The organism is Pandoraea capi (assembly GCF_902459735.1).
Taxonomy (GTDB): Bacteria; Pseudomonadota; Gammaproteobacteria; order Burkholderiales; family Burkholderiaceae; genus Pandoraea; species Pandoraea capi.
Genome location: NZ_CABPRV010000009.1, coordinates 224,415 through 245,566, shown reverse-complemented (window position 1 = coordinate 245,566; position 21,152 = coordinate 224,415). Strand labels below are relative to the sequence as shown.

Genomic DNA, 21,152 nt, shown 5'->3' with positions numbered 1-21,152 from the left:
TCCGGTTGAGGTCACGGGCCTTTTCCCGTGGTGGCCGGAGTATTGCCGCTGCGCGAATTCGGGCTGTCGCGTCGGGACGCCTGCGTTCGCAATCCCGACTTCCTGATCTCGCCCTTGTCGTCAGACGATGGCCGCGCGCAGGCTCGGCGGCGCTTCGCGCAGCAACGACCTCAGACGCTTGAGCGCGCTGGCAAGACGCTCCGGATCGCGTACCCCACCGAGCGAAATCCGGATGGCGTTGGGCGCGTCGGCGCTCAGACAGAAGGCGTCCGCCGGCGTGACGGCCAGCCCTTCGGCGCGCGCGGCGATCGTCAACTCGCGGGCCGTCCACGGTGCGGGCAACGCGTGCCACAAATGGATGCCCGGCATCGGTCGGGCCTGCCCGTCACCCAGAATTTCGGCGGCGATGGCCTGACGTTGAGCGGCGGCTTCCTTGACGCCATCCATGATGCGATCGGCTGTGCCGTCGTGAATCCATTGCGTGGCAAGCCCCGCCATCAAGGGCGGCGCCATCAGCGCGAACGAGTGCAACGTACTCAGGAAGATGTCACGCTGACGTCCGCTCGCGAGCCGGACGTATGCGGTGCGCAAGCCGGGCGTGAGGCACTTGGAGAGCGTGGAGATGTAGTGCACGCGGTGCGGCGCGAGACGCGCCAGCGGCGGCGGAGCGTCCGGGGTGAGTCGCCAGTACGGATCGTCTTCGATCAGCGTCAGATCGAGCCGGTCGGCGACGGCGATCAGTTCACGGCGGCGGCGCTCGGACAGCGTGCGGGTGGTCGGGTTCTGGAGCGTGGGATTCAGATAGACAAGGCGCGCGCGATGTTGCTGTGCGGCGGCGGCGAGGGCGTCGGGCAGCATGCCCTCGTCGTCGCTTTCCACGCTCTCCAGTTGCCGACCGAGCGAGCGTGCCGCGCTGCGCAGGCCCGGATAGACGATCGGCTCGCACAGCACGGTTTCGTCGCGCGCTGTATCCATGAGTAGCAGCGCGGCGAGCGTGGCCTGCGCGCCTGGGCAGACGAGCACGTCGGCCGGATCGAGTTGACCGAGCATCGGCGTGAGCCAGAGTGCGCCCGCCTGACGGTCGGCGACACCGCCGTCACCCAGTTGGTAGGCCATGAGCATCGAGGCGTCGGTGTGCCGCAGCACTTCGTCGACGCCCTTTTGCAGCAGTTCCCCCAGAAACAGGCCCGCCGGCGCGGGCGGGATGTTCATCCCCAGATCCAGCACCTGATCGAGCGCCACGCGAGGCGTACTCACGAACGTGCCCAGCGGACCACGACCCTCGATGGCACTGCGGTCGCGCGCCCGATTGTAGGCACGGGTGACCGTCGTGAAATCGATACCCAGCCACGACGCCAGCTCGCGCTGCGCCGGCAAGCGATCGCCGGGGCGCAGACGTCCGTCGGCAACGGACTGCTCGATAAAGCTGGCAAGACGCAGATAGCGTGGGCCTTTGCCTGCGGTCAACGCGGGTTTCCAGAACGTGGCCCGCAGCGTGTCGTGGGAGGTTTCCATCGCAATGTCCGTATTATGTATGGATTTCTGTGTATGAAAACACGGTGTATGCAGTGTAGTTTGCATACATGGGCATCGCAAGTCTTGAATTCGAGAGGGGGCGCCGCATCTCGGACGGGCGCCTGGCGCCACGTTTGAACGTTAACAATCAACGACTTACGTGGAAGATTTGCGCGAGAGTGCGTTGACACTTGCGTAGGTCGCAGGTATAGTCGCAGGCTCCGGTTTTTCCGGCGGTATGCCTGTGCCTAATGCAAAGTGCTTATGCATCAAGCGTTTAGATGCGGACAATCCGCAAGAGTCGCCGGGGAGCACGCAGTAAAGTCGCATGACGGCCCGCCTTGGCTTTCATGCTTTTGACACGTTTAGGAAATCACAATGCCAACGATTAACCAATTGGTCCGCAAGCCGCGCACCTCTGCTCAAATCAAGAGCAAGAGCCCGGCACTGCAGGACTGCCCGCAGCGTCGCGGCGTGTGCACCCGTGTGTACACCACGACGCCGAAGAAGCCGAACTCCGCTCTGCGTAAGGTTGCCAAGGTGCGCCTGACGAACGGTTTCGAAGTCATTTCGTACATCGGCGGTGAAGGCCACAACCTGCAGGAACACTCGGTCGTGCTGATTCGCGGCGGTCGTGTGAAGGACTTGCCGGGTGTGCGTTACCACATGGTGCGCGGTAGCCTCGACACGCAAGGCGTCAAGGACCGTAAGCAAGCCCGTTCGAAGTACGGCGCGAAGCGTCCGAAGGCCTAAGCGGCTTGGCGGATATACGTTCGGTGATGGTGGTACATCGTCACTGAGTAAGTGGTCACTCGGCCGAAAAACGGCTAGTAGGTGGCCTGGAGCCAGGCTCCGACTGAATTTATTAAGGAAGAAATCATGCCGCGTCGTCGCGAAGTCCCCAAGCGCGAAGTGTTGCCCGATCCGAAGTTCGGCAACGTTGATGTCGCTAAATTCATGAACGTGCTCATGCTTGCCGGCAAGAAGTCGGTTGCAGAGCGCATCGTTTATGGTGCTTTCGAGCAGATCCAAACCAAGGCGGGCAAGGATCCGCTGGAAATCTTCAACACCGCTCTCGGTAACGTGAAGCCGGTGGTTGAAGTCAAGAGCCGCCGCGTTGGCGGTGCAAACTATCAGGTTCCGGTCGAAGTGCGTCCGTCGCGTCGTATGGCATTGGCGATGCGTTGGTTGCGTGAGGCCGCGAAAAAGCGTAGCGAGAAGTCGATGGCCCTGCGCCTCGCAGGTGAGTTGATCGAAGCCTCGGAAGGCCGTGGCGGCGCCATGAAGAAGCGTGACGAAGTTCACCGCATGGCCGAAGCCAACAAGGCATTCTCGCACTTCCGCTTCTGACGCTGGCAAGCAGTACCTAGAGCAGAAACCGGGGCGGGTGCGCATGAGAAATTGCGCCTCGCCCGTTTGTGTTAGTAGCCCCCTCAAAAATGGCGGCTACATTGAAAGAGGCTTAAAGTGGCTCGTACAACCCCTATCGAGCGCTACCGCAACATCGGTATTAGCGCTCACATCGACGCAGGTAAGACCACGACGACCGAGCGCATTTTGTTCTACACCGGTGTGAACCACAAGATCGGTGAAGTGCACGATGGCGCGGCGACGATGGACTGGATGGAGCAGGAACAAGAGCGTGGCATTACGATTACGTCGGCTGCCACGACCTGCTTCTGGTCCGGCATGGCCAACAACTATCAAAAGCACCGCATCAACATCATCGACACCCCGGGTCACGTCGACTTCACGATTGAAGTCGAGCGCTCGATGCGTGTTCTCGATGGCGCCTGCATGGTGTATTGCGCCGTGGGTGGCGTGCAGCCCCAGTCGGAAACGGTTTGGCGTCAGGCCAACAAGTACGGCGTGCCGCGTCTGGCATTCGTCAACAAGATGGACCGTACCGGCGCGAACTTCTTCAAGGTCTACGACCAGCTGAAGACTCGCCTGAAGGCAAACCCGGTGCCGGTGGTGGTGCCGATCGGCGCTGAAGAAGGCTTCAAGGGCGTGGTCGACCTCATCAAGATGAAGGCGATCATTTGGGACGAAGCGTCCCAGGGCATGAAGTTCGACTACACGGACATCCCGGCCGAGCTGGCTGCCGACGCGAAGAAGTGGCGCGAAGGCATGGTCGAAGCGGCTGCCGAGTCGAGCGAAGAGATGATGAACAAGTACCTGGAAGAGGGCGACCTCTCCGAGGCTGACATCATCGAAGGCATTCGTCTGCGTACCATCGCATGCGAAATCCAGCCGATGCTGTGCGGTACCGCGTTCAAGAACAAGGGTGTGCAGCGTATGCTGGACGCCGTGATCGACTTCCTGCCGTCGCCTGTGGATATTCCGCCGGTCAAGGGCACGGACGACAAGGAACAGCCGGCTGAGCGTCGCGCTTCGGACGAAGAGAAGTTCTCGTCGCTGGCGTTCAAGATCATGACGGACCCGTTCGTCGGCCAGCTGATCTTCTTCCGCGTCTACTCGGGCGTCGTGAACAAGGGCGACACGCTGCTGAACTCGGTCAAGGGCAAGAAGGAACGCCTGGGCCGTATCGTGCAGATGCACGCGAACCAGCGTGAGGAAATCGACGAAGTGCGCGCTGGCGACATCGCCGCTGCTGTCGGCCTGAAGGACGCAACGACCGGTGACACGCTGTGCGACCCGTCGGCACCGATCGTGCTCGAACGCATGGTGTTCCCGGAGCCGGTGATTTCGCAGGCTGTCGAGCCGAAGACCAAGGTCGACCAGGAAAAGATGGGCCTCGCCCTGAACCGCCTGGCGCAGGAAGATCCGTCGTTCCGCGTGCAGACCGATGAAGAATCGGGTCAGACCATCATTTCGGGTATGGGCGAGCTCCACCTCGAAATTCTGGTGGACCGCATGAAGCGCGAATTCGGCGTGGAAGCCAACATCGGCGCTCCGCAGGTTGCCTACCGCGAAACCATTCGCGCAACGGCTGCCGACGTGGAAGGCAAGTTCGTCAAGCAGTCGGGCGGTCGTGGTCAGTTCGGTCACGCTGTCATTACGCTTGAGCCGAGCGAGCAAGGCGCTGGTTACAAGTTCCTCGACGAGATCAAGGGTGGTGTGATTCCGCGTGAATACATCCCGGCCGTTGATAAGGGTATTCAAGACACCCTCAAGAGCGGTGTTCTCGCCGGCTTCCCGGTGGTCGACGTCACGGTTCACCTGACGTTCGGTTCGTACCACGATGTGGACTCGAACGAAAACGCGTTCCGCATGGCCGGTTCGATGGCTTTCAAGGAAGCCATGCGCCGCGCCAAGCCGGTCATCCTCGAGCCGATGATGGCCGTGGAAGTCGAAACGCCGGAAGACTACATGGGTAACGTGATGGGCGACTTGTCGAGCCGTCGCGGGATTATCCAGGGCATGGACGACATGGTTGGCGGCGGCAAGATCGTGCGCGCTGAAGTCCCGCTGTCGGAAATGTTTGGTTATTCGACCGCACTGCGTTCGGCCACGCAAGGTCGCGCCACGTACACGATGGAGTTCAAGCACTACGCTGAAGCTCCGAAGAACGTGAGCGAAGCCATCATCAGCGCCAAGAGCAAGTAATTGAATTGAGGGGCGTTCGCACCATGAGGTGCGACGCTCATCACACTGTTAAATCGTCTATTCAGTATCTGAGGATTCGGAAATGGCAAAGGAAAAATTCGAGCGGACCAAGCCGCACGTGAACGTTGGTACCATCGGCCACGTTGACCACGGCAAGACCACCCTGACGGCTGCTATCGCTACGGTTCTGTCGGCCAAGTTCGGCGGCGAAGCGAAGAAGTACGACGAAATCGACGCAGCGCCGGAAGAAAAGGCACGCGGCATTACGATCAACACGGCACACATCGAGTACGAAACGGCTACGCGCCACTACGCACACGTTGACTGCCCGGGCCACGCCGACTACGTCAAGAACATGATTACCGGTGCTGCCCAGATGGACGGCGCTATCCTGGTTTGCTCGGCCGCTGACGGCCCGATGCCGCAAACGCGTGAGCACATCCTGTTGGCCCGCCAGGTTGGCGTGCCGTACATCATCGTGTTCCTGAACAAGTGCGACATGGTCGACGACGCCGAGCTGCTCGAGCTGGTCGAAATGGAAGTGCGCGAACTTCTCTCGAAGTACGACTTCCCGGGCGACGACACCCCGATCATCAAGGGTTCGGCAAAGCTGGCACTGGAAGGCGACAAGGGCGAGCTGGGCGAAGTGGCCATCATGAACCTGGCCGACGCACTGGATTCGTACATCCCGACGCCGGAGCGCGCTGTCGACAAGCCGTTCCTGATGCCGGTGGAAGACGTGTTCTCGATCTCGGGTCGCGGCACGGTGGTGACGGGTCGTATCGAGTCGGGCGTGGTCAAGGTCGGCGAAGAAATCGAAATCGTCGGTATCAAGATGGATGGCGACAAGCCGCACATCGACAAGACGACCTGCACGGGCGTTGAAATGTTCCGCAAGCTGCTCGACCAAGGTCAGGCAGGCGACAACGTCGGTATTCTGCTGCGCGGTACGAAGCGTGAAGACGTTCAGCGTGGTCAGGTTCTGGCCAAGCCGGGCTCGATCAAGCCGCACATGGAATTCACGGCCGAAGTGTACGTGCTGTCGAAGGACGAAGGTGGTCGTCACACCCCGTTCTTCAACAACTATCGTCCGCAGTTCTACTTCCGTACGACGGACGTGACGGGCTCGATCAGCCTGCCGGCCGACAAGGAAATGGTGATGCCGGGTGACAACGTGTCGATCGCTGTCAAGCTGATCGCCCCGATCGCCATGACCGAAGGTCTGCGCTTCGCAATCCGCGAAGGCGGCCGTACGGTCGGTTCGGGCGTCGTTGCCAAGATCGTTGCCTAATTGACGATCTGATGAAGCGGTTGCCGGTTCGCCGGTAACCGCTTCTCGCAGGTTTTTTGCTCTTTGTGATTTACCCGGCGCCCGAACGAGGGTTGCCATGCTCTTTGGAGAATTTCCATGCAAAACCAAAAGATTCGTATCCGCCTGAAGGCTTTCGACTATCGCCTGATCGACCAATCGGCAGCTGAAATCGTCGAAACCGCCAAGCGCACTGGCGCAATCGTCAAGGGCCCGGTGCCCCTGCCGACGCGTATCGAGCGTTTCGACATCCTGCGTTCGCCGCACGTCAACAAGACGTCGCGCGACCAGCTCGAAATCCGCACGCACCAACGCCTGATGGACATCGTCGATCCGACGGACAAGACCGTTGATGCACTGATGAAGCTCGACCTGCCGGCTGGCGTCGACGTCGAAATCAAGCTGCAGTAAGGCTTGCGAGCGGTTTCGCTCTTGAAAGCCCCGCCAATGCTGGACCCGGCGGGGCTTTTGTTATGTGATTTAGCAACACTTGTCAAGCGATAAAAGTCCGCCTATAATGGCGGGCTCAAGTGTAGTTTTGAAAAGATGGCCCACGTCCGTGGACCATCCTTTTGTCATTTAGCCCCGGCCAATCGCAGTCGGGAATGGAGAAAATCATGAGCCTTGGCCTTGTCGGTCGCAAGGTTGGCATGACGCGTATTTTCACGGACGACGGTGATTCGATTCCCGTCACCGTGCTCGACGTGTCTAACAACCGCGTGACGCAAATCAAGACGGATGAAACGGACGGCTATACCGCCGTTCAAGTCACTTTCGGCAATCGCCGCGCCTCGCGCGTGGTCAAAGCCGCCGCCGGTCACTTCGCGAAAGCGGGTGTCGAAGCCGGTGAAATCCTCAAGGAATTCCGCGTTGACGCTGCCAAAGCTGCTGAACTGCAGCCGGGCGCAGTCGTTGGCGTCGATCTGTTCCAAGTGGGCCAGAAGGTCGACGTGCAAGGCACCTCGATCGGTAAGGGCTACGCCGGTACCATCAAGCGTTACAACTTCGCTTCGGGCCGCGCATCGCACGGTAACTCGCGTTCGCACAACGTGCCGGGTTCGATCGGTATGGCGCAGGATCCGGGCCGTGTGTTCCCGGGTAAGCGCATGACGGGTCACCTGGGTGACGTCACCACGACGGTGCAGAATCTCGAAATCGCGCGCATTGACGCTGAACGTGGCCTGATCTTCGTGAAGGGTGCCGTTCCGGGCGCCAACGAAGGCAAGGTTTTCGTGACCTCGGCCGTCAAAGCCAAACTCGCGAAGGGAGCGTAACAATGGAACTGAAGCTCCTGAATGAGCAAGGTCAGGAAGGCGCTGCGGTCAACGCGTCGGACGTCGTGTTCGGCCGTGACTACAACGAAGCGCTGATCCATCAGGTTGTGGTGGCTTATCAAGCCAACGCCCGCAGCGGCAACCGTGCGCAGAAGGACCGTGAACAGGTCAAGCACACGACGAAGAAGCCGTGGCGTCAGAAGGGTACGGGCCGTGCTCGTGCCGGTATGTCGTCGAGCCCGCTGTGGCGCGGCGGTGGCCGTATCTTCCCGAATTCGCCGGAAGAGAACTTCACCCACAAGGTCAACAAGAAGATGTACCGCGCTGGTGTGTGCTCGATTCTGTCGCAGCTCGCCCGTGAAGGTCGTCTGTCGGTCGTCGAAGACATCAAGCTTGATGCCCCGAAGACCAAACTGCTCGCTGAAAAGATCAAGGCCATGGGTCTTGAGTCGGTGCTGCTGATCACGGATAGCGTGGACGAGAACCTGTTCCTGGCCTCGCGTAATCTGGCTCACGTTGCCGTCACCGAGCCGCGTTTCGCCGACCCGCTGTCGCTCATCTACTTCAAGAAGGTGCTGCTGACGAAGGGCGCGATCGCCAAGATTGAGGAGATGCTGTCATGAGCGACGTGCGTAAAAACGACCATCGTCTGTACCAGGTCTTGCTCGCGCCGGTGATCTCCGAGAAGGCGACGCTGGTGGCTGACAAGAATGAACAAGTGGTGTTCCAAGTTGCACGCGACGCGAACAAGCAAGAAGTGAAGGCTGCAGTTGAGCTTCTCTTCAAGGTTGAAGTCGAGTCGGTGCAAATCCTGAACCGTAAGGGCAAGCAAAAGCGCTTTGGCCGCTTCATGGGTCGTCGCGACCACGAGAAGAAGGCTTACGTGAGCTTGAAGCCGGGTCAGGAAATCAATTTTGAAGCGGAGGCCAAGTAATCATGGCACTCGTCAAAACGAAACCGACGTCGCCGGGCCGCCGTTCGCTGGTCAAGGTCGTCAACAAGGATCTGCATAAGGGCAAGCCGTTCGCCCCGCTGCTCGATACCAAGAGCAAGACCGCTGGTCGTAACAACAACGGTCACATCACCACCCGTCACATGGGTGGCGGTCACAAGCAGCACTACCGTATCGTCGACTTCCGTCGTAACAAGGACGGCATCACGGCGAAGGTTGAGCGTCTTGAGTATGACCCGAACCGCAGCGCGAACATCGCACTGCTGTGCTACGCCGACGGCGAGCGTCGTTACATCCTTGCACCGAAGGGCATGACCGTCGGCCAGCAAGTGGTGAGCGGCTCGGAAGCTCCGATCAAGGCTGGCAACACGCTGCCGATCCGTAACATTCCGGTCGGTACGACGATCCACGGCATTGAACTGCTGCCGGGCAAGGGTGCGCAAATCGCCCGCGCCGCCGGTACGTCGGCAATGCTGCTGGCACGCGAAGGCACGTACGCTCAAGTGCGTCTGCGTTCGGGTGAAGTGCGCCGCGTGCACATCGAGTGCCGTGCGACCATCGGTGAAGTCGGTAACGAAGAGCACAGCCTGCGCCAACTGGGCAAGGCCGGTGCGAAGCGTTGGCGCGGTATTCGCCCGACCGTTCGCGGTGTGGCGATGAACCCGGTGGATCACCCGCACGGTGGTGGTGAAGGTCGTACGGCTGCTGGTCGTCATCCGGTCAGCCCGTGGGGTCAGCATACCAAGGGTAAGCGTACCCGCTCGACCAAGCGCACCGACAGCATGATCGTTCAGCGTCGCAAGAAGCGTTAATTGGAGCTAGCAAATGACTCGTTCTGTTAAAAAAGGTCCGTTTTGCGACGCTCATCTGCTGAAGAAAGTGGAAGCAGCAGCCGCATCGCGTGACAAGAAGCCGATCAAAACCTGGTCGCGTCGTTCGACCGTCCTGCCCGATTTCATCGGCCTGACGATCGCCGTACACAATGGCCGTCAACACGTGCCGGTGTACGTGACGGAAAACATGGTCGGCCACAAGCTGGGTGAGTTTGCACTCACCCGTACCTTCAAGGGCCATGCGGCCGACAAGAAGGCGAAGAAATAAGGGGCCGATCATGGAAGTGAAAGCAATTCATCGCGGTGCCCGTATCTCGGCGCAGAAGACGCGTCTGGTCGCTGACCAGATCCGCGGCCTGCCGCTGGAGCGTGCGCTCAATGTTCTGACCTTCTCGCCGAAGAAGGCCGCGGTCATCATCAAGAAGGTGCTCGAGTCGGCTATCGCCAACGCCGAGCACAATGAAGGTGCTGACATTGACGAGCTGCGCGTTAAGGGCATCTTCGTTGACAAGGCGACCTCGCTCAAGCGTTTCACCGCGCGCGCCAAGGGCCGTGGTAACCGCATCGAGAAGCAAACCTGTCACATCACTGTGACGCTGGGCAACTAAGGGGTCACGATGGGACAGAAAATTCATCCGACTGGCTTCCGTCTGGCTGTCAGTCGTAACTGGGCTTCGCGTTGGTACGCGAACAACCAGGATTTCGCGAAAATGCTGCAGGAAGATATCGGCGTTCGCGATTACCTGAAGAAGAAGCTGAAGAACGCTTCGGTTGGCCGCGTGGTCATCGAACGTCCGGCCAAGAATGCTCGCATCACGATTTTCAGCTCGCGTCCGGGCGTTGTGATCGGCAAGAAGGGCGAGGACATCGAAATCCTCAAGGCTGAGCTGCAAAAGCGCATGGGCGTGCCCGTGCACGTGAACATCGAAGAAATCCGCAAGCCGGAAACCGATGCGCAGCTGATCGCCGACTCGATCGCTCAGCAGCTCGAGCGCCGTATCATGTTCCGTCGCGCAATGAAGCGCGCGATGCAGAACGCGATGCGTCTGGGTGCCCAAGGCATCAAGATCATGAGCGCCGGCCGTCTGAACGGCATCGAAATCGCTCGTACCGAGTGGTACCGTGAAGGTCGTGTGCCCCTGCACACCCTGCGCGCCGACATCGACTACGCAACCTCGGAAGCGAAGACGACGTACGGCATCATCGGTATCAAGGTGTGGGTGTACAAGGGTGACACGCTGGGCCGCAACGACGCTCCGGTGGCTGAAGAGCCGGCCGAAGAAAAGCGTCCGCGCCGCAACGCGCGTCCGGGCGACCGTCGCCCCCGTCGTGACGACGCTGGCGACAAGGCCGGTGCGAAGCGCGGTGGTGCACGCCGTCCGGCTGGCAAGCCTGAAGGCGACGCCAAGACTGGAGAATAATCATGCTGCAACCGAAACGCAGAAAGTATCGCAAAGAGCAGAAGGGCCGTAACACTGGCGTCGCCACCCGTGGCAACGAAGTGTCGTTCGGCGAATTCGGCCTGAAGGCGGTCGGTCGTGGTCGTCTGACGGCTCGTCAAATCGAAGCTGCTCGTCGTGCCATGACCCGCCACATCAAGCGTGGTGGTCGTATCTGGATTCGTATCTTCCCGGATAAGCCGATCTCGCAAAAGCCGGCAGAAGTGCGTATGGGTAACGGTAAGGGTAACCCGGAGTACTACGTCGCCGAGATTCAGCCGGGCAAGATGCTGTACGAAATGGACGGTGTGGATGAAGCGCTGGCGCGCGAGGCGTTCCGCCTGGCCGCAGCCAAGCTGCCGATTCAGACGACGTTCTTCGTACGTCGCCTTGGCGCCTGAAGGGAGAATTTGAAATGAAAGCATCCGAACTTCGTGCCAAGGATGTCGACGGCCTGAACAAGGAACTGTCGGATCTGTTGAAGGCCCAATTCGGTCTTCGCATGCAAGCGGGCACCCAACAGCTGAGCAACACCAGCCAGCTGAAGAAGGTGCGCAAGGACATCGCGCGTGTGCGTACCGTGTTGACTGAGAAGGCGAGCCAGAAATGAACGATACCGCTAAGACTTCGCTGAAGCGTACCCTCGTTGGTCGCGTCGTCAGCGATAAGATGGACAAGACGGTTACCGTGCTGATCGAGCGTCAAATGAAGCACCCGCTCTACGGCAAGTACATCGTGCGCTCGAAGAAGTACCACGCGCACGACGAAACCAACCAGTACAAGGAAGGCGACCTGGTCGAGATTCAAGAATCCCGCCCGCTGTCGAAGACCAAGGCCTGGACGGTTGCCCGTCTCGTGGAAGCTGCCCGTATCATCTAAGGCAGTCTGAAGCGAAGGCTTGACTTGCAAGTCCGGAATTATCATTGTATAATTCCGGACTTTCCGCTTCTTTCGCCAAAACCGGTCTTTGGTTTCGCAAGGGAGTGGATGGCTTCCGAAGCCGATTCGTATCCTCTACGGGTCTGGTCGAGGTAGCAAGGTTGTCCACTTTTGAACGACTCAACCCAAACGGCACCCTTTGGTGCTGACGGGGACCAAGACTGACCGACGCCCAGGTGTCGGATTAAGTTGGGAAGATAACACCATGATTCAAACTGAAACCCGGCTCGAAGTAGCCGACAACACCGGTGCGCGCGAAGTGATGTGCATCAAGGTGCTGGGCGGCTCCAAGCGTCGCTACGCCGGCATTGGCGACATCATCAAGGTCAGCGTGAAGGATGCTGCCCCGCGTGGTCGCGTCAAGAAGGGCGAAATCTACAACGCAGTGGTCGTGCGCACCGCCAAGGGCGTGCGTCGCCAGGACGGCTCGCTGGTCAAATTCGACGGCAACGCCGCCGTGCTGCTTAACACCAAGCTCGAGCCGATCGGCACCCGTATCTTCGGGCCGGTTACGCGTGAACTGCGTACCGAACGCTTCATGAAGATCGTGTCGCTGGCCCCGGAAGTGCTGTAAGGAGCCGACACATGAACAAGATTCGCAAGGGTGACCAAGTCATCGTTCTGACGGGCAAGGACAAGGCCAAGCGTGGCACGGTTCTCGCCGTTGATGGTGACAAGCTGGTCGTCGAGGGCGTGAACGTTGCCAAGAAGCACGTGAAGCCGAACCCGATGAAGGGCACGCAAGGTGGCGTGGTCGACAAGACGATGCCGATCCACGTTTCGAACGTGGCGCTGGTGGATGCCAATGGCAAGCCGTCGCGCGTGGGCATCAAGGTCGAAGACGGCAAGAAGGTCCGCTTCCTCAAGACGACCGGTGCGGTCGTCGGTGCCTAAGTCGCAGGGAGTATAGATAATGGCCCGTTTGCAAGAATTCTATAAGGACAAGATTGTCGCCGAGCTCACCAAGCAGTTCGGTTACAAGTCCGTCATGGAAGTGCCGCGCATCACCAAGATCACCCTGAACATGGGCCTTGGTCAAGCCGTGGCTGACAAGAAGATCATTGAGCACGCCGTTGGCGACCTGACGAAGATCGCCGGCCAGAAGCCGGTGGTGACGAAGGCTCGCAAGGCTATCGCCGGTTTCAAGATCCGCGAAGGTTACCCGATCGGTACGATGGTGACGCTGCGCGGCGAGCGTATGTTCGAATTCCTGGATCGTTTCATCACCGTGGCTTTGCCGCGCGTGCGTGACTTCCGTGGTATTTCGGGTCGTGCGTTCGACGGTCGTGGCAACTACAACATCGGTGTGAAGGAACAGATCATCTTCCCCGAAATCGAGTACGACAAAATCGACGCACTGCGTGGTCTGAACATCAGCATCACCACGACTGCGAAGACTGACGAAGAAGCCAAGGCTCTTCTGTCGGCGTTCAAATTCCCGTTCCGTAACTGAGGTAATCGTGGCTAAACTGGCACTTATCGAACGCGAAAAGAAGCGCGCCCGTCTGGCGGCGAAGTACGCTACCAAGCGTGCTGACCTCAAAGCGATCATCGAAGACACCAGCAAGTCGGAAGACGAGCGTTATGAAGCACGTCTGGCGCTGCAACAGCTGCCGCGTAACGCCAACCCGACGCGTCAACGCAATCGTTGCGAGCTGACCGGTCGTCCGCGCGGTACCTTCCGCAAATTCGGCCTGGCCCGTAACAAGATCCGTGAAATCGCCTTCCGTGGCGAAATCCCGGGCGTGACCAAAGCAAGCTGGTAATAGGAGAAGCACCATGAGCATGAGCGATCCTATCGCCGATATGCTGACTCGCATCCGCAACGCTCAGATGGTTGAGAAGGCATCGGTGAAGATGCCCTCGTCCAAGCTGAAGGTCTCGATCGCCAAGGTCCTGAAGGACGAAGGCTACATCGAAGACTTCGCGGTTGAAGCAGAAGAAACCAAGCCGGTGCTGAACATCGCACTGAAGTACTACGCTGGCCGTCCGGTGATCGAGCGCCTTGAGCGCGTTTCGCGCCCGGGTCTGCGTGTGTACAAGAGCCGCAACGACATCCCGCAGGTCATGAACGGCCTGGGCGTTGCAATCGTCTCGACCCCGAAGGGCGTGATGACGGATCGCAAGGCACGCGCCACCGGCGTGGGCGGCGAAGTCATCTGCTACGTGGCCTAACCGAGGAGAGTTGAAATGTCTCGAGTAGGTAAGAGTCCCATTGCACTGCCGAAGGGCGTTGAAGCAACGCTGGCTGGCAATGTGCTGACGATCAAGGGTGCCCTGGGTTCGCTGACCCGCGGCGTGAACACCCTCGTGAACGTCAAGATCGAAGACGGCACCATCACCTTCGCCCCGGCCGACGAAAGCCGCGAAGCGAACGCGCTGTATGGTACGGAACGTGCACTGGTCAACAATATGGTGACCGGTGTGAGCAAGGGTTTCGAAAAGAAGCTGCAACTCGTTGGCGTGGGTTACCGTGCCAAGGCTGAAGGTAACAACCTGAAGCTCGAGCTGGGTTTCTCGCACGATGTTGTGCATGCCATGCCGGAAGGCGTGAAGGCAGAGACCCCGACGCAGACGGAGATCATCATCAAGGGCGTTGATAAGCAACGCATCGGACAAGTGGCTGCGGAAGTTCGCGGTTACCGTCCGCCCGAGCCCTACAAGGGTAAGGGCGTCCGCTATGCGGACGAGGTGGTGATCCTCAAGGAAACCAAGAAGAAGTAAGGGTGCGAAACATGGACAAGAAACAATCTCGTGTGCGCCGCGCTCGCCAGACTCGTATCAAGCTGGCAGCTCAGAAGGTGCATCGCCTTTCCGTGCATCGCACCAACGTGCACATTTACGCGCAAGTTTTCTCGGAAGACGGCACGCAAGTGCTGGCCAGCGCTTCGACGCTGGAAGCCGAAGTGCGCAAGGAACTGGGCGACAAGGAAGGCAAGGGTGGCAACGCCGCCGCTGCTGCGTTGATCGGTCGTCGTATCGCCGAAAAGGCGAAGGCTGCCGGCATCGAAAGCGTGTCTTTCGACCGCTCGGGCTTCCGCTATCACGGTCGCGTCAAGGCTTTGGCCGACGCAGCCCGTGAAGCCGGCCTCAAGTTCTAAGTAAGGATCCGTCATGGCAAAGATGCAAGCGAAAGTTCAGGCTGACGAACGCGACGACGGCCTTCGCGAGAAGATGATCGCGGTCAACCGTGTCACGAAGGTTGTGAAGGGTGGCCGTATTCTCGGTTTTGCCGCGTTGACCGTGGTTGGTGACGGCGATGGCCGCATCGGCATGGGCAAGGGCAAGGCGAAGGAAGTCCCGGTTGCCGTTCAAAAGGCAATGGAACAAGCCCGCCGTAACATGTTCAAGGTCGCCTTGAAGAACGGCACCCTGCAACATAACGTTCTCGGCCAGCATGGCGCCTCGCGCGTCCTGATGTCGCCGGCGAAGGACGGTACCGGCGTGATCGCTGGTGGCCCGATGCGCGCGGTGTTCGAGGTGATGGGCGTGACCAACGTGGTGACGAAGAGCCTTGGCTCGACGAACCCGTACAACCTGGTCCGCGCCACGCTCGACGGCCTGAAGAAACAATCGACTCCTGCTGACATCGCCGCCAAGCGTGGCAAGTCGGTGGAAGAGATCCTCGGCTAAGGGTGATCAATATGTCGCAGCAAACTGTGAAAGTTAAGCTGGTCAAGAGCCTGATCGGTACGCGCGAAGAACATCGCGCCACCGTCAAGGGCCTGGGCCTGCGTCGCCTCAATTCGGTCAGCGAGTTGCAGGATACGCCCGCTGTGCGGGGCATGATCAACAAGGTCTCGTACCTTGTGAAGATCGTCGACTGAGCGAGGGCAAAATGGAATTGAATTCGATTAAGCCGGCAGAAGGCGCCAAGCACGCCAAGCGCCGCGTCGGCCGTGGCATCGGTTCGGGTCTGGGTAAAACCGCCGGCCGTGGTCACAAGGGTCAGAAGTCGCGTTCGGGTGGCTTCCACAAGGTGGGCTTCGAAGGCGGTCAAATGCCGCTGCAACGTCGTCTGCCGAAGCGTGGCTTCAAGTCGTTGACGCGTCGTTTCGTGGGCGAAGTTCGTCTGTCCGATCTGAACAGCCTGCCGGTCGACGAGATCGATCTGCTGGTGCTGAAGCAGGCCGGTCTGGTGAGCGAGCTGTCGCTGTCGGCCAAGATCATCGCCTCGGGCGAGATCACCCGCAAGGTCGTTGTGAAGGGTCTGGGCGTCACCAAGGGTGCGCTCACGGCAATTCAGGCGGCTGGCGGTTCGGTCGCTGAGTAAGTTAGGACACCCCGGAGCCATCATTGGCCAAGTCTCCTAATCTCGCTAAGCCTGGTACGCAGGGCCCGAAGTATGCGGATCTGCGCCGGCGGCTGGTTTTTCTGCTGCTGGCGTTGATCGTCTACCGTATTGGTGCGCATATCCCGGTGCCGGGCATCGACCCCGATCAGCTGGCGCAGTTGTTCCAGCGCCAGTCGGGCGGGATCCTGGGCATGTTCAACATGTTCTCTGGCGGTGCGTTGTCGCGTTTCACGATCTTCGCGCTGGGGATCATGCCGTACATTTCGGCGTCGATCATCATGCAGTTGCTGGCGATGGTTTCGCCGCAATTGGAAGCATTGCGTAAGGAAGGCCAGGCCGGACAACGCAAGATCACGCAGTACACCCGGTATTTCACGGTGGTGCTTGCGCTCTTCCAGGCAGCTGCAATCGCGGTGACGTTGGAGAGCGAGCCGGGGCTCGTCGTCGATCCGGGCATGTTGTTCCGCCTGACGACGGTGATCACGCTCGTGACCGGCACGATGTTCCTGATGTGGCTTGGTGAGCAGATCACCGAACGCGGCCTTGGTAACGGTATCTCGATCATCATCTTTGGTGGTATCGCGGCCGGTTTGCCGAACGCTGTGGGTGGCTTGTTCGAGCTCGTCAGTACCGGTTCGATCGGTCCGTTCTCGGCGATCGTGATCTGTGCCCTCGTGGTACTCGTGACGTTCTTCGTCGTTTTCGTGGAACGTGGTCAGCGCAAGATCCTTGTGAACTACGCGAAGCGTCAGGTCGGCAACAAGGTCTACGGTGGTCAGGCTTCGCACCTGCCGCTCAAGCTGAACATGGCAGGCGTGATTCCGCCGATCTTTGCATCGTCGATCATCCTGTTCCCGGCAACGATCGCGAACTGGTTCGGTGCGGGTGATAACGCGCGCTGGCTCAAGGACATCGCGGCGAAGTTGTCGCCGGGTCAGCCGATCTACGTGATGCTCTACGCACTGGCGATCGTGTTCTTCTGCTTCTTCTACACCGCACTGGTGTTCAACAGCAAGGAGACCGCCGAGAACCTGAAGAAGAGCGGAGCGTTTGTCCCGGGGATTCGTCCGGGCGACCAGACGGCGCGGTATATCGATAAGATCCTGACGCGCCTCACACTGGCCGGCGCAGCATACGTCACCCTGGTGTGTTTGCTGCCTGAGTTCCTGGTGTTGCGTTGGAATGTCCCGTTCTACTTCGGTGGAACCTCACTGCTGATTATTGTGGTGGTGACGATGGACTTCATGGCGCAAGTGCAGTCGTATGTGATGTCGCAACAGTATGAGTCGCTGCTCCGCAAGGCGAATTTCAAGGGCGGCAATAACATGACGCTTCGCTGATCCGGGATCATGTCGAAAGACGACGTTATTCAAATGCAGGGTGAGGTCCTTGAAAACCTCCCCAATGCCACCTTCCGGGTAAAGCTGGAAAATGGCCATGTAGTACTCGGACATATTTCCGGCAAGATGCGGATGCATTACATCCGCATCCTTCCTGGGGATAAGGTGACGGTAGAGTTGACGCCCTACGATCTGTCGCGTGCGCGGATCGTCTTCCGGGCGAAGTGATTAGAGAGAGGGAATTGTCATGAAAGTTTTGGCATCTGTTAAGTGCATCTGCCGCAATTGCAAGTTTGTGAAGCGCAAAGGCGTGCTGCGCGTGATCTGCAGCTCGGATCCGCGCCACAAGCAACGTCAGGGCTAATCGGCCTTTAACGCTATTTAGTTGGGGAATTACGAATGGCTCGTATCGCAGGGGTTAACATCCCGAACCACCAGCACACCGCTATCGGCCTGACGGCTATCTACGGTGTCGGTCGCACGCGCGCTCGTCAGATTTGCGACGCCGCTGGCGTGGCGTACTCGAAGAAGGTCAAGGACCTCGACGACGCCGATCTCGAAAAGCTGCGTGACCAGGTTGGTCAATACACGGTCGAAGGCGATCTGCGTCGTGAAGTGACCATGAGCATCAAGCGCCTGATGGATCTGGGCTGCTATCGTGGCATGCGTCACCGCAAGGGCCTGCCGCTCCGCGGTCAGCGCACCCGTACCAATGCGCGTACCCGTAAGGGCCCGCGTAAGGCCGGCGTCTCGCTGAAGAAGTAACCAGAGGATAGGAACTCATGGCTAAGCAACAGAACAACGCCGCTTCGCAGCGCGTTCGCAAGAAGGTCAAGAAGAGCGTTGCAGAAGGCGTCGTGCACGTCCACGCTTCGTTCAACAACACCATCATCACGATCACCGATCGTCAGGGCAATGCGCTGGCATGGGCGACGTCGGGTGGCCAGGGCTTCAAGGGTTCGCGTAAGTCGACCCCGTTTGCTGCCCAGGTTGCTGCTGAGTCGGCTGGCCGCGTGGCACTGGAATACGGCGTGAAGAACCTCGAAGTTCGCATCAAGGGCCCGGGCCCGGGTCGCGAATCGGCGGTTCGTGCGCTGAATGCGCTGGGTATCAAGATCACGGCCATCTCGGACGTGACGCCGGTCCCGCACAACGGCTGCCGCCCGCCGAAGCGTCGTCGTATCTAAGACGCTTCAGAAAATCCTGCTATAATCGCGGGTTCGCGCACGGTCTCGGCCGTGCGCGTAGTAATTTCTAAGACCACCGTCCGGTACATTGGTACCGGACTTGCGTAGTGGACAAAGTTCATTACGTCAAATTTTGAGATAAAGGAACAACCGTGGCACGTTATATCGGCCCGAAGGCCAAACTCTCCCGTCGTGAAGGTACTGACCTCTTCCTGAAGAGCGCACGTCGCTCGCTCGCCGACAAGTGCAAGCTGGATAGCAAGCCGGGTCAGCATGGCCGCACGTCGGGTGCTCGTACGTCGGACTACGGCAACCAGCTGCGCGAAAAGCAGAAGGTCAAGCGTATTTACGGCGTGCTTGAGCGTCAGTTCCGTCGTTATTTCGCGGAAGCCGACCGCGTCAAGGGCAACACGGGTGAAAACCTGCTGCAACTGCTCGAGTCGCGCCTGGACAACGTCGTGTACCGCATGGGCTTCGGCTCGACGCGCGCTGAAGCGCGCCAACTCGTTGGCCACAAGGCAATCGTGGTGAACGGTGTCGTGTCGAACATCCCGTCGATCAAGGTCAAGGCCGGCGACGTGATCGCCGTGCGCGAAAAGTCGAAGAAGCAAGTGCGTATTCAAGAAGCACTGACGCTGGCTGAGCAAGTCGGTTTCCCGATCTGGGTTTCGGTTGACGCCAAGAAGATGGAAGGCACTTTCAAGGCACTGCCGGAACGTAGCGATATCGCGGGCGACATCAACGAAAGCCTGATCGTCGAATTGTATTCGCGTTAATCCGTATGATGCTTGACGCGCCTCACGGCGCGTTTTGCGTTCCGTGCAGGTTGTCACCCATCAGCCTTATCGGTGTAACGAGCCGAGGGTATTGAAAAGGAAACCTATGCAAACCAGTTTGTTGAAGCCCAAGATCATTGCGGTTGAGCCGGTCGGTGAGCATCACGCCAAAGTCGTGATGGAGCCGTTCGAACGTGGCTATGGCCACACCTTGGGCAACGCGCTTCGCCGCGTGCTGTTGTCGTCGATGGTGGGCTATGCGCCGACCGAAGTGACGATCGCCGGCGTTGTGCATGAATATTCCACCATCGATGGTGTTCAGGAAGATGTCGTCAACTTCCTGTTGAACCTCAAGGGTGTCGTGTTCAAGCTGCATAACCGTGACGAAGTCACCGTTACGCTGCGCAAGGATGGTGAAGGTGTGGTGCGCGCTTCGGATATCGAAGTGCCGCATGATGTGGAACTGATCAACCCCGATCACGTGATCGCGCATCTGGCCAAGGGCGGCAAGCTCGACGTTCAGATCAAGATCGAGAAGGGTCGTGGTTATGTCCCGGGTAACGTGCGCCGTTATGGCGACGAGTCGGCCAAGGTTATCGGCCGTATCGTCCTCGACGCGTCGTTCTCGCCGGTCAAGCGCGTGAGCTATGCGGTCGAATCGGCCCGCGTGGAACAGCGTACCGACCTGGACAAGCTCGTGATGAACATCGAAACCAACGGTGTTGTGTCGCCGGAAGAAGCGATCCGTCAATCGGCTCGCATCCTCGTCGACCAGCTGTCGGTGTTCGCTGCGCTGGAAGGCACGGAAGCTACCAGCGAAGCGCCGTCGCGTGCGCCGCAGATCGATCCGATCCTGCTGCGTCCGGTGGACGATCTCGAGTTGACGGTGCGTTCGGCCAACTGCCTGAAGGCCGAAAACATCTACTACATCGGCGACCTGATCCAGCGTACCGAGAACGAATTGCTCAAGACCCCGAACCTGGGTCGCAAGTCGCTCAACGAGATCAAGGAAGTGCTTGCCTCGCGTGGTCTCACGCTCGGCATGAAACTCGAAAACTGGCCGCCGGCTGGTCTCGAGAAGTAAAGTGTAATGACATGGCCGCCCTTGGGCGGCCGTGTTGCTACGTAAGTGCGGCGCGTCGGAGTGTTCCGATACGGCCGAATGCGAAGGTACCGGCCCGCGGTGTTTGTCACCGATAGAAGAGCTTGGTCGAAAACTCTGTTTAAAGGAAAGTTGAAATGCGTCACCGTCATGGTTTGCGTAAACTGAATCGTACCAGCAGCCACCGTCTGGCTATGCTGCGTAACATGTCGAACTCGCTGCTCCAGCACGAAGCCATCAAGACCACGCTGCCGAAGGCCAAGGAACTGCGTAAGGTCGTCGAACCCCTCATCACGCTGGGCAAGAAGGACTCCGTGGCTAACCGTCGTCTGGCGTTCAACCGCCTGCGCGATCGTGACATGGTCACGAAGCTGTTCAACGAACTCGGCCCGCGTTTTGCCAACCGTCCGGGCGGCTACCTGCGTATCCTGAAGATGGGTTTCCGCGTGGGTGACAATGCGCCGATGGCTTTCGTCGAACTGCTGGATCGTCCGGAAGTTGACACGGAAGCGCCGGAAGTCGCTGAGTAAGCGATTCGCGCAACGGTCTTTCAAGACTGTCAGCCGTAAAGAAGAAGCCAGGTCATCGACCTGGCTTTTTTCATTTTGAGGTGTTGTCTGAG

Annotated in this window: 34 protein-coding genes; 33 read left to right on the top strand and 1 reads right to left on the bottom strand. The window is 59.3% G+C overall.

Annotated features, from left to right (window positions below):
- Nucleotides 1-120: 120 nt before the first annotated feature.
- Nucleotides 121-1,515, bottom strand: a complete 1,395-nt coding sequence (locus PCA20602_RS18680; protein ID WP_150722477.1) for an aminotransferase-like domain-containing protein — start codon at nucleotides 1,513-1,515, stop codon at nucleotides 121-123.
- Nucleotides 1,516-1,893: 378 nt separating this feature from the next.
- Between PCA20602_RS18680 and rpsL the strand changes: the two genes are divergently transcribed.
- From rpsL to rplQ, 33 genes are all read left to right on the top strand, one after another.
- Nucleotides 1,894-2,268, top strand: a complete 375-nt coding sequence (gene rpsL, locus PCA20602_RS18675) for a 30S ribosomal protein S12 (RefSeq protein WP_010804142.1) — start codon at nucleotides 1,894-1,896, stop codon at nucleotides 2,266-2,268.
- Nucleotides 2,269-2,394: 126 nt separating this feature from the next.
- Entirely contained in the window at nucleotides 2,395-2,865 is a 471-nt protein-coding gene (rpsG, locus tag PCA20602_RS18670) for a 30S ribosomal protein S7 (RefSeq protein ID WP_017232357.1), read from the top strand.
- A gap of 117 nt (nucleotides 2,866-2,982) precedes the next feature.
- Entirely contained in the window at nucleotides 2,983-5,085 is a 2,103-nt protein-coding gene (fusA, locus tag PCA20602_RS18665) for an elongation factor G (RefSeq protein ID WP_069343917.1), read from the top strand.
- Between the two features lie 82 nt (nucleotides 5,086-5,167).
- Nucleotides 5,168-6,376, top strand: coding sequence for an elongation factor Tu (gene tuf / locus PCA20602_RS18660; RefSeq protein WP_150722476.1), 1,209 nt, complete (start codon nucleotides 5,168-5,170; stop codon nucleotides 6,374-6,376).
- Between the two features lie 117 nt (nucleotides 6,377-6,493).
- Entirely contained in the window at nucleotides 6,494-6,805 is a 312-nt protein-coding gene (gene rpsJ / locus PCA20602_RS18655) for a 30S ribosomal protein S10 (RefSeq protein WP_010804138.1), read from the top strand.
- A 206-nt stretch (nucleotides 6,806-7,011) separates the two neighbouring features.
- A complete protein-coding gene (gene rplC / locus PCA20602_RS18650; RefSeq protein WP_174981303.1) occupies nucleotides 7,012-7,668 on the top strand; it encodes a 50S ribosomal protein L3 in 657 nt (218 codons plus the stop codon).
- A gap of 2 nt (nucleotides 7,669-7,670) precedes the next feature.
- Nucleotides 7,671-8,291, top strand: a complete 621-nt coding sequence (rplD, locus tag PCA20602_RS18645) for a 50S ribosomal protein L4 (protein ID WP_010804136.1) — start codon at nucleotides 7,671-7,673, stop codon at nucleotides 8,289-8,291.
- Nucleotides 8,288-8,602: a 50S ribosomal protein L23 gene (rplW, locus tag PCA20602_RS18640; protein WP_010804135.1), complete on the top strand. Its 315-nt coding sequence runs from the start codon at nucleotides 8,288-8,290 to the stop codon at nucleotides 8,600-8,602. The genes rplD and rplW overlap by 4 nt, the downstream gene beginning before the upstream one ends.
- A 2-nt stretch (nucleotides 8,603-8,604) precedes the next feature.
- On the top strand, nucleotides 8,605-9,432 hold the full coding sequence (rplB, locus tag PCA20602_RS18635; RefSeq protein ID WP_044457326.1) for a 50S ribosomal protein L2: 828 nt from the start codon (nucleotides 8,605-8,607) through the stop codon (nucleotides 9,430-9,432).
- A 13-nt stretch (nucleotides 9,433-9,445) separates the two neighbouring features.
- Nucleotides 9,446-9,721 (top strand): 30S ribosomal protein S19, encoded by a 276-nt coding sequence (gene rpsS, locus PCA20602_RS18630; protein ID WP_010804133.1) that lies wholly within the window; start codon nucleotides 9,446-9,448, stop codon nucleotides 9,719-9,721.
- Between the two features lie 10 nt (nucleotides 9,722-9,731).
- Nucleotides 9,732-10,061, top strand: a complete 330-nt coding sequence (gene rplV / locus PCA20602_RS18625; protein ID WP_039393726.1) for a 50S ribosomal protein L22 — start codon at nucleotides 9,732-9,734, stop codon at nucleotides 10,059-10,061.
- Between the two features lie 9 nt (nucleotides 10,062-10,070).
- Nucleotides 10,071-10,874, top strand: a complete 804-nt coding sequence (gene rpsC / locus PCA20602_RS18620; RefSeq protein WP_039393724.1) for a 30S ribosomal protein S3 — start codon at nucleotides 10,071-10,073, stop codon at nucleotides 10,872-10,874.
- Between the two features lie 2 nt (nucleotides 10,875-10,876).
- Nucleotides 10,877-11,293 (top strand): 50S ribosomal protein L16, encoded by a 417-nt coding sequence (gene rplP / locus PCA20602_RS18615; RefSeq protein WP_010804130.1) that lies wholly within the window; start codon nucleotides 10,877-10,879, stop codon nucleotides 11,291-11,293.
- 14 nt (nucleotides 11,294-11,307) lie between these two features.
- Nucleotides 11,308-11,502, top strand: coding sequence for a 50S ribosomal protein L29 (rpmC, locus tag PCA20602_RS18610; RefSeq protein WP_010804129.1), 195 nt, complete (start codon nucleotides 11,308-11,310; stop codon nucleotides 11,500-11,502).
- A complete protein-coding gene (gene rpsQ, locus PCA20602_RS18605) occupies nucleotides 11,499-11,771 on the top strand; it encodes a 30S ribosomal protein S17 (RefSeq protein WP_039393722.1) in 273 nt (90 codons plus the stop codon). The genes rpmC and rpsQ overlap by 4 nt, the downstream gene beginning before the upstream one ends.
- A 265-nt stretch (nucleotides 11,772-12,036) precedes the next feature.
- The gene (gene rplN / locus PCA20602_RS18600) at nucleotides 12,037-12,405 is read left to right on the top strand and encodes a 50S ribosomal protein L14 (RefSeq protein ID WP_010804127.1); all 369 of its coding nucleotides are present in this window, start codon (nucleotides 12,037-12,039) and stop codon (nucleotides 12,403-12,405) included.
- An 11-nt stretch (nucleotides 12,406-12,416) separates the two neighbouring features.
- The gene (gene rplX, locus PCA20602_RS18595; protein WP_023593828.1) at nucleotides 12,417-12,725 is read left to right on the top strand and encodes a 50S ribosomal protein L24; all 309 of its coding nucleotides are present in this window, start codon (nucleotides 12,417-12,419) and stop codon (nucleotides 12,723-12,725) included.
- Nucleotides 12,726-12,744: 19 nt separating this feature from the next.
- Nucleotides 12,745-13,284, top strand: coding sequence for a 50S ribosomal protein L5 (rplE, locus tag PCA20602_RS18590; RefSeq protein WP_023593829.1), 540 nt, complete (start codon nucleotides 12,745-12,747; stop codon nucleotides 13,282-13,284).
- Nucleotides 13,285-13,291: 7 nt separating this feature from the next.
- Nucleotides 13,292-13,597, top strand: coding sequence for a 30S ribosomal protein S14 (gene rpsN / locus PCA20602_RS18585; protein WP_069342363.1), 306 nt, complete (start codon nucleotides 13,292-13,294; stop codon nucleotides 13,595-13,597).
- 13 nt (nucleotides 13,598-13,610) lie between these two features.
- Entirely contained in the window at nucleotides 13,611-14,006 is a 396-nt protein-coding gene (gene rpsH, locus PCA20602_RS18580; RefSeq protein ID WP_010804123.1) for a 30S ribosomal protein S8, read from the top strand.
- Between the two features lie 15 nt (nucleotides 14,007-14,021).
- Nucleotides 14,022-14,555: a 50S ribosomal protein L6 gene (gene rplF / locus PCA20602_RS18575; RefSeq protein WP_150722474.1), complete on the top strand. Its 534-nt coding sequence runs from the start codon at nucleotides 14,022-14,024 to the stop codon at nucleotides 14,553-14,555.
- 11 nt (nucleotides 14,556-14,566) lie between these two features.
- A complete protein-coding gene (gene rplR, locus PCA20602_RS18570) occupies nucleotides 14,567-14,932 on the top strand; it encodes a 50S ribosomal protein L18 (protein WP_039393713.1) in 366 nt (121 codons plus the stop codon).
- A 13-nt stretch (nucleotides 14,933-14,945) separates the two neighbouring features.
- Nucleotides 14,946-15,464, top strand: a complete 519-nt coding sequence (gene rpsE / locus PCA20602_RS18565) for a 30S ribosomal protein S5 (RefSeq protein WP_039393711.1) — start codon at nucleotides 14,946-14,948, stop codon at nucleotides 15,462-15,464.
- A gap of 11 nt (nucleotides 15,465-15,475) precedes the next feature.
- Nucleotides 15,476-15,658 (top strand): 50S ribosomal protein L30, encoded by a 183-nt coding sequence (gene rpmD, locus PCA20602_RS18560; RefSeq protein WP_010804119.1) that lies wholly within the window; start codon nucleotides 15,476-15,478, stop codon nucleotides 15,656-15,658.
- An 11-nt stretch (nucleotides 15,659-15,669) separates the two neighbouring features.
- The gene (rplO, locus tag PCA20602_RS18555; RefSeq protein ID WP_039406343.1) at nucleotides 15,670-16,104 is read left to right on the top strand and encodes a 50S ribosomal protein L15; all 435 of its coding nucleotides are present in this window, start codon (nucleotides 15,670-15,672) and stop codon (nucleotides 16,102-16,104) included.
- A gap of 23 nt (nucleotides 16,105-16,127) precedes the next feature.
- A complete protein-coding gene (gene secY / locus PCA20602_RS18550) occupies nucleotides 16,128-17,465 on the top strand; it encodes a preprotein translocase subunit SecY (protein WP_150722473.1) in 1,338 nt (445 codons plus the stop codon).
- A gap of 9 nt (nucleotides 17,466-17,474) precedes the next feature.
- Nucleotides 17,475-17,693, top strand: a complete 219-nt coding sequence (gene infA, locus PCA20602_RS18545) for a translation initiation factor IF-1 (protein WP_010804116.1) — start codon at nucleotides 17,475-17,477, stop codon at nucleotides 17,691-17,693.
- Nucleotides 17,694-17,712: 19 nt separating this feature from the next.
- On the top strand, nucleotides 17,713-17,829 hold the full coding sequence (gene rpmJ / locus PCA20602_RS18540; RefSeq protein WP_010804115.1) for a 50S ribosomal protein L36: 117 nt from the start codon (nucleotides 17,713-17,715) through the stop codon (nucleotides 17,827-17,829).
- A gap of 35 nt (nucleotides 17,830-17,864) precedes the next feature.
- Nucleotides 17,865-18,230 (top strand): 30S ribosomal protein S13, encoded by a 366-nt coding sequence (gene rpsM, locus PCA20602_RS18535; protein WP_069342360.1) that lies wholly within the window; start codon nucleotides 17,865-17,867, stop codon nucleotides 18,228-18,230.
- Between the two features lie 17 nt (nucleotides 18,231-18,247).
- Nucleotides 18,248-18,652 carry a 30S ribosomal protein S11 gene (rpsK, locus tag PCA20602_RS18530; protein WP_010804113.1) on the top strand — a complete coding sequence of 135 codons (405 nt, stop codon included), beginning with the start codon at nucleotides 18,248-18,250 and terminating at the stop codon, nucleotides 18,650-18,652.
- Between the two features lie 152 nt (nucleotides 18,653-18,804).
- Nucleotides 18,805-19,428 (top strand): 30S ribosomal protein S4, encoded by a 624-nt coding sequence (gene rpsD, locus PCA20602_RS18525; protein WP_069342359.1) that lies wholly within the window; start codon nucleotides 18,805-18,807, stop codon nucleotides 19,426-19,428.
- Between the two features lie 106 nt (nucleotides 19,429-19,534).
- A complete protein-coding gene (locus PCA20602_RS18520; RefSeq protein WP_047906203.1) occupies nucleotides 19,535-20,512 on the top strand; it encodes a DNA-directed RNA polymerase subunit alpha in 978 nt (325 codons plus the stop codon).
- A 155-nt stretch (nucleotides 20,513-20,667) separates the two neighbouring features.
- On the top strand, nucleotides 20,668-21,060 hold the full coding sequence (gene rplQ, locus PCA20602_RS18515) for a 50S ribosomal protein L17 (protein ID WP_069342358.1): 393 nt from the start codon (nucleotides 20,668-20,670) through the stop codon (nucleotides 21,058-21,060).
- Nucleotides 21,061-21,152 lie beyond the last annotated feature (92 nt).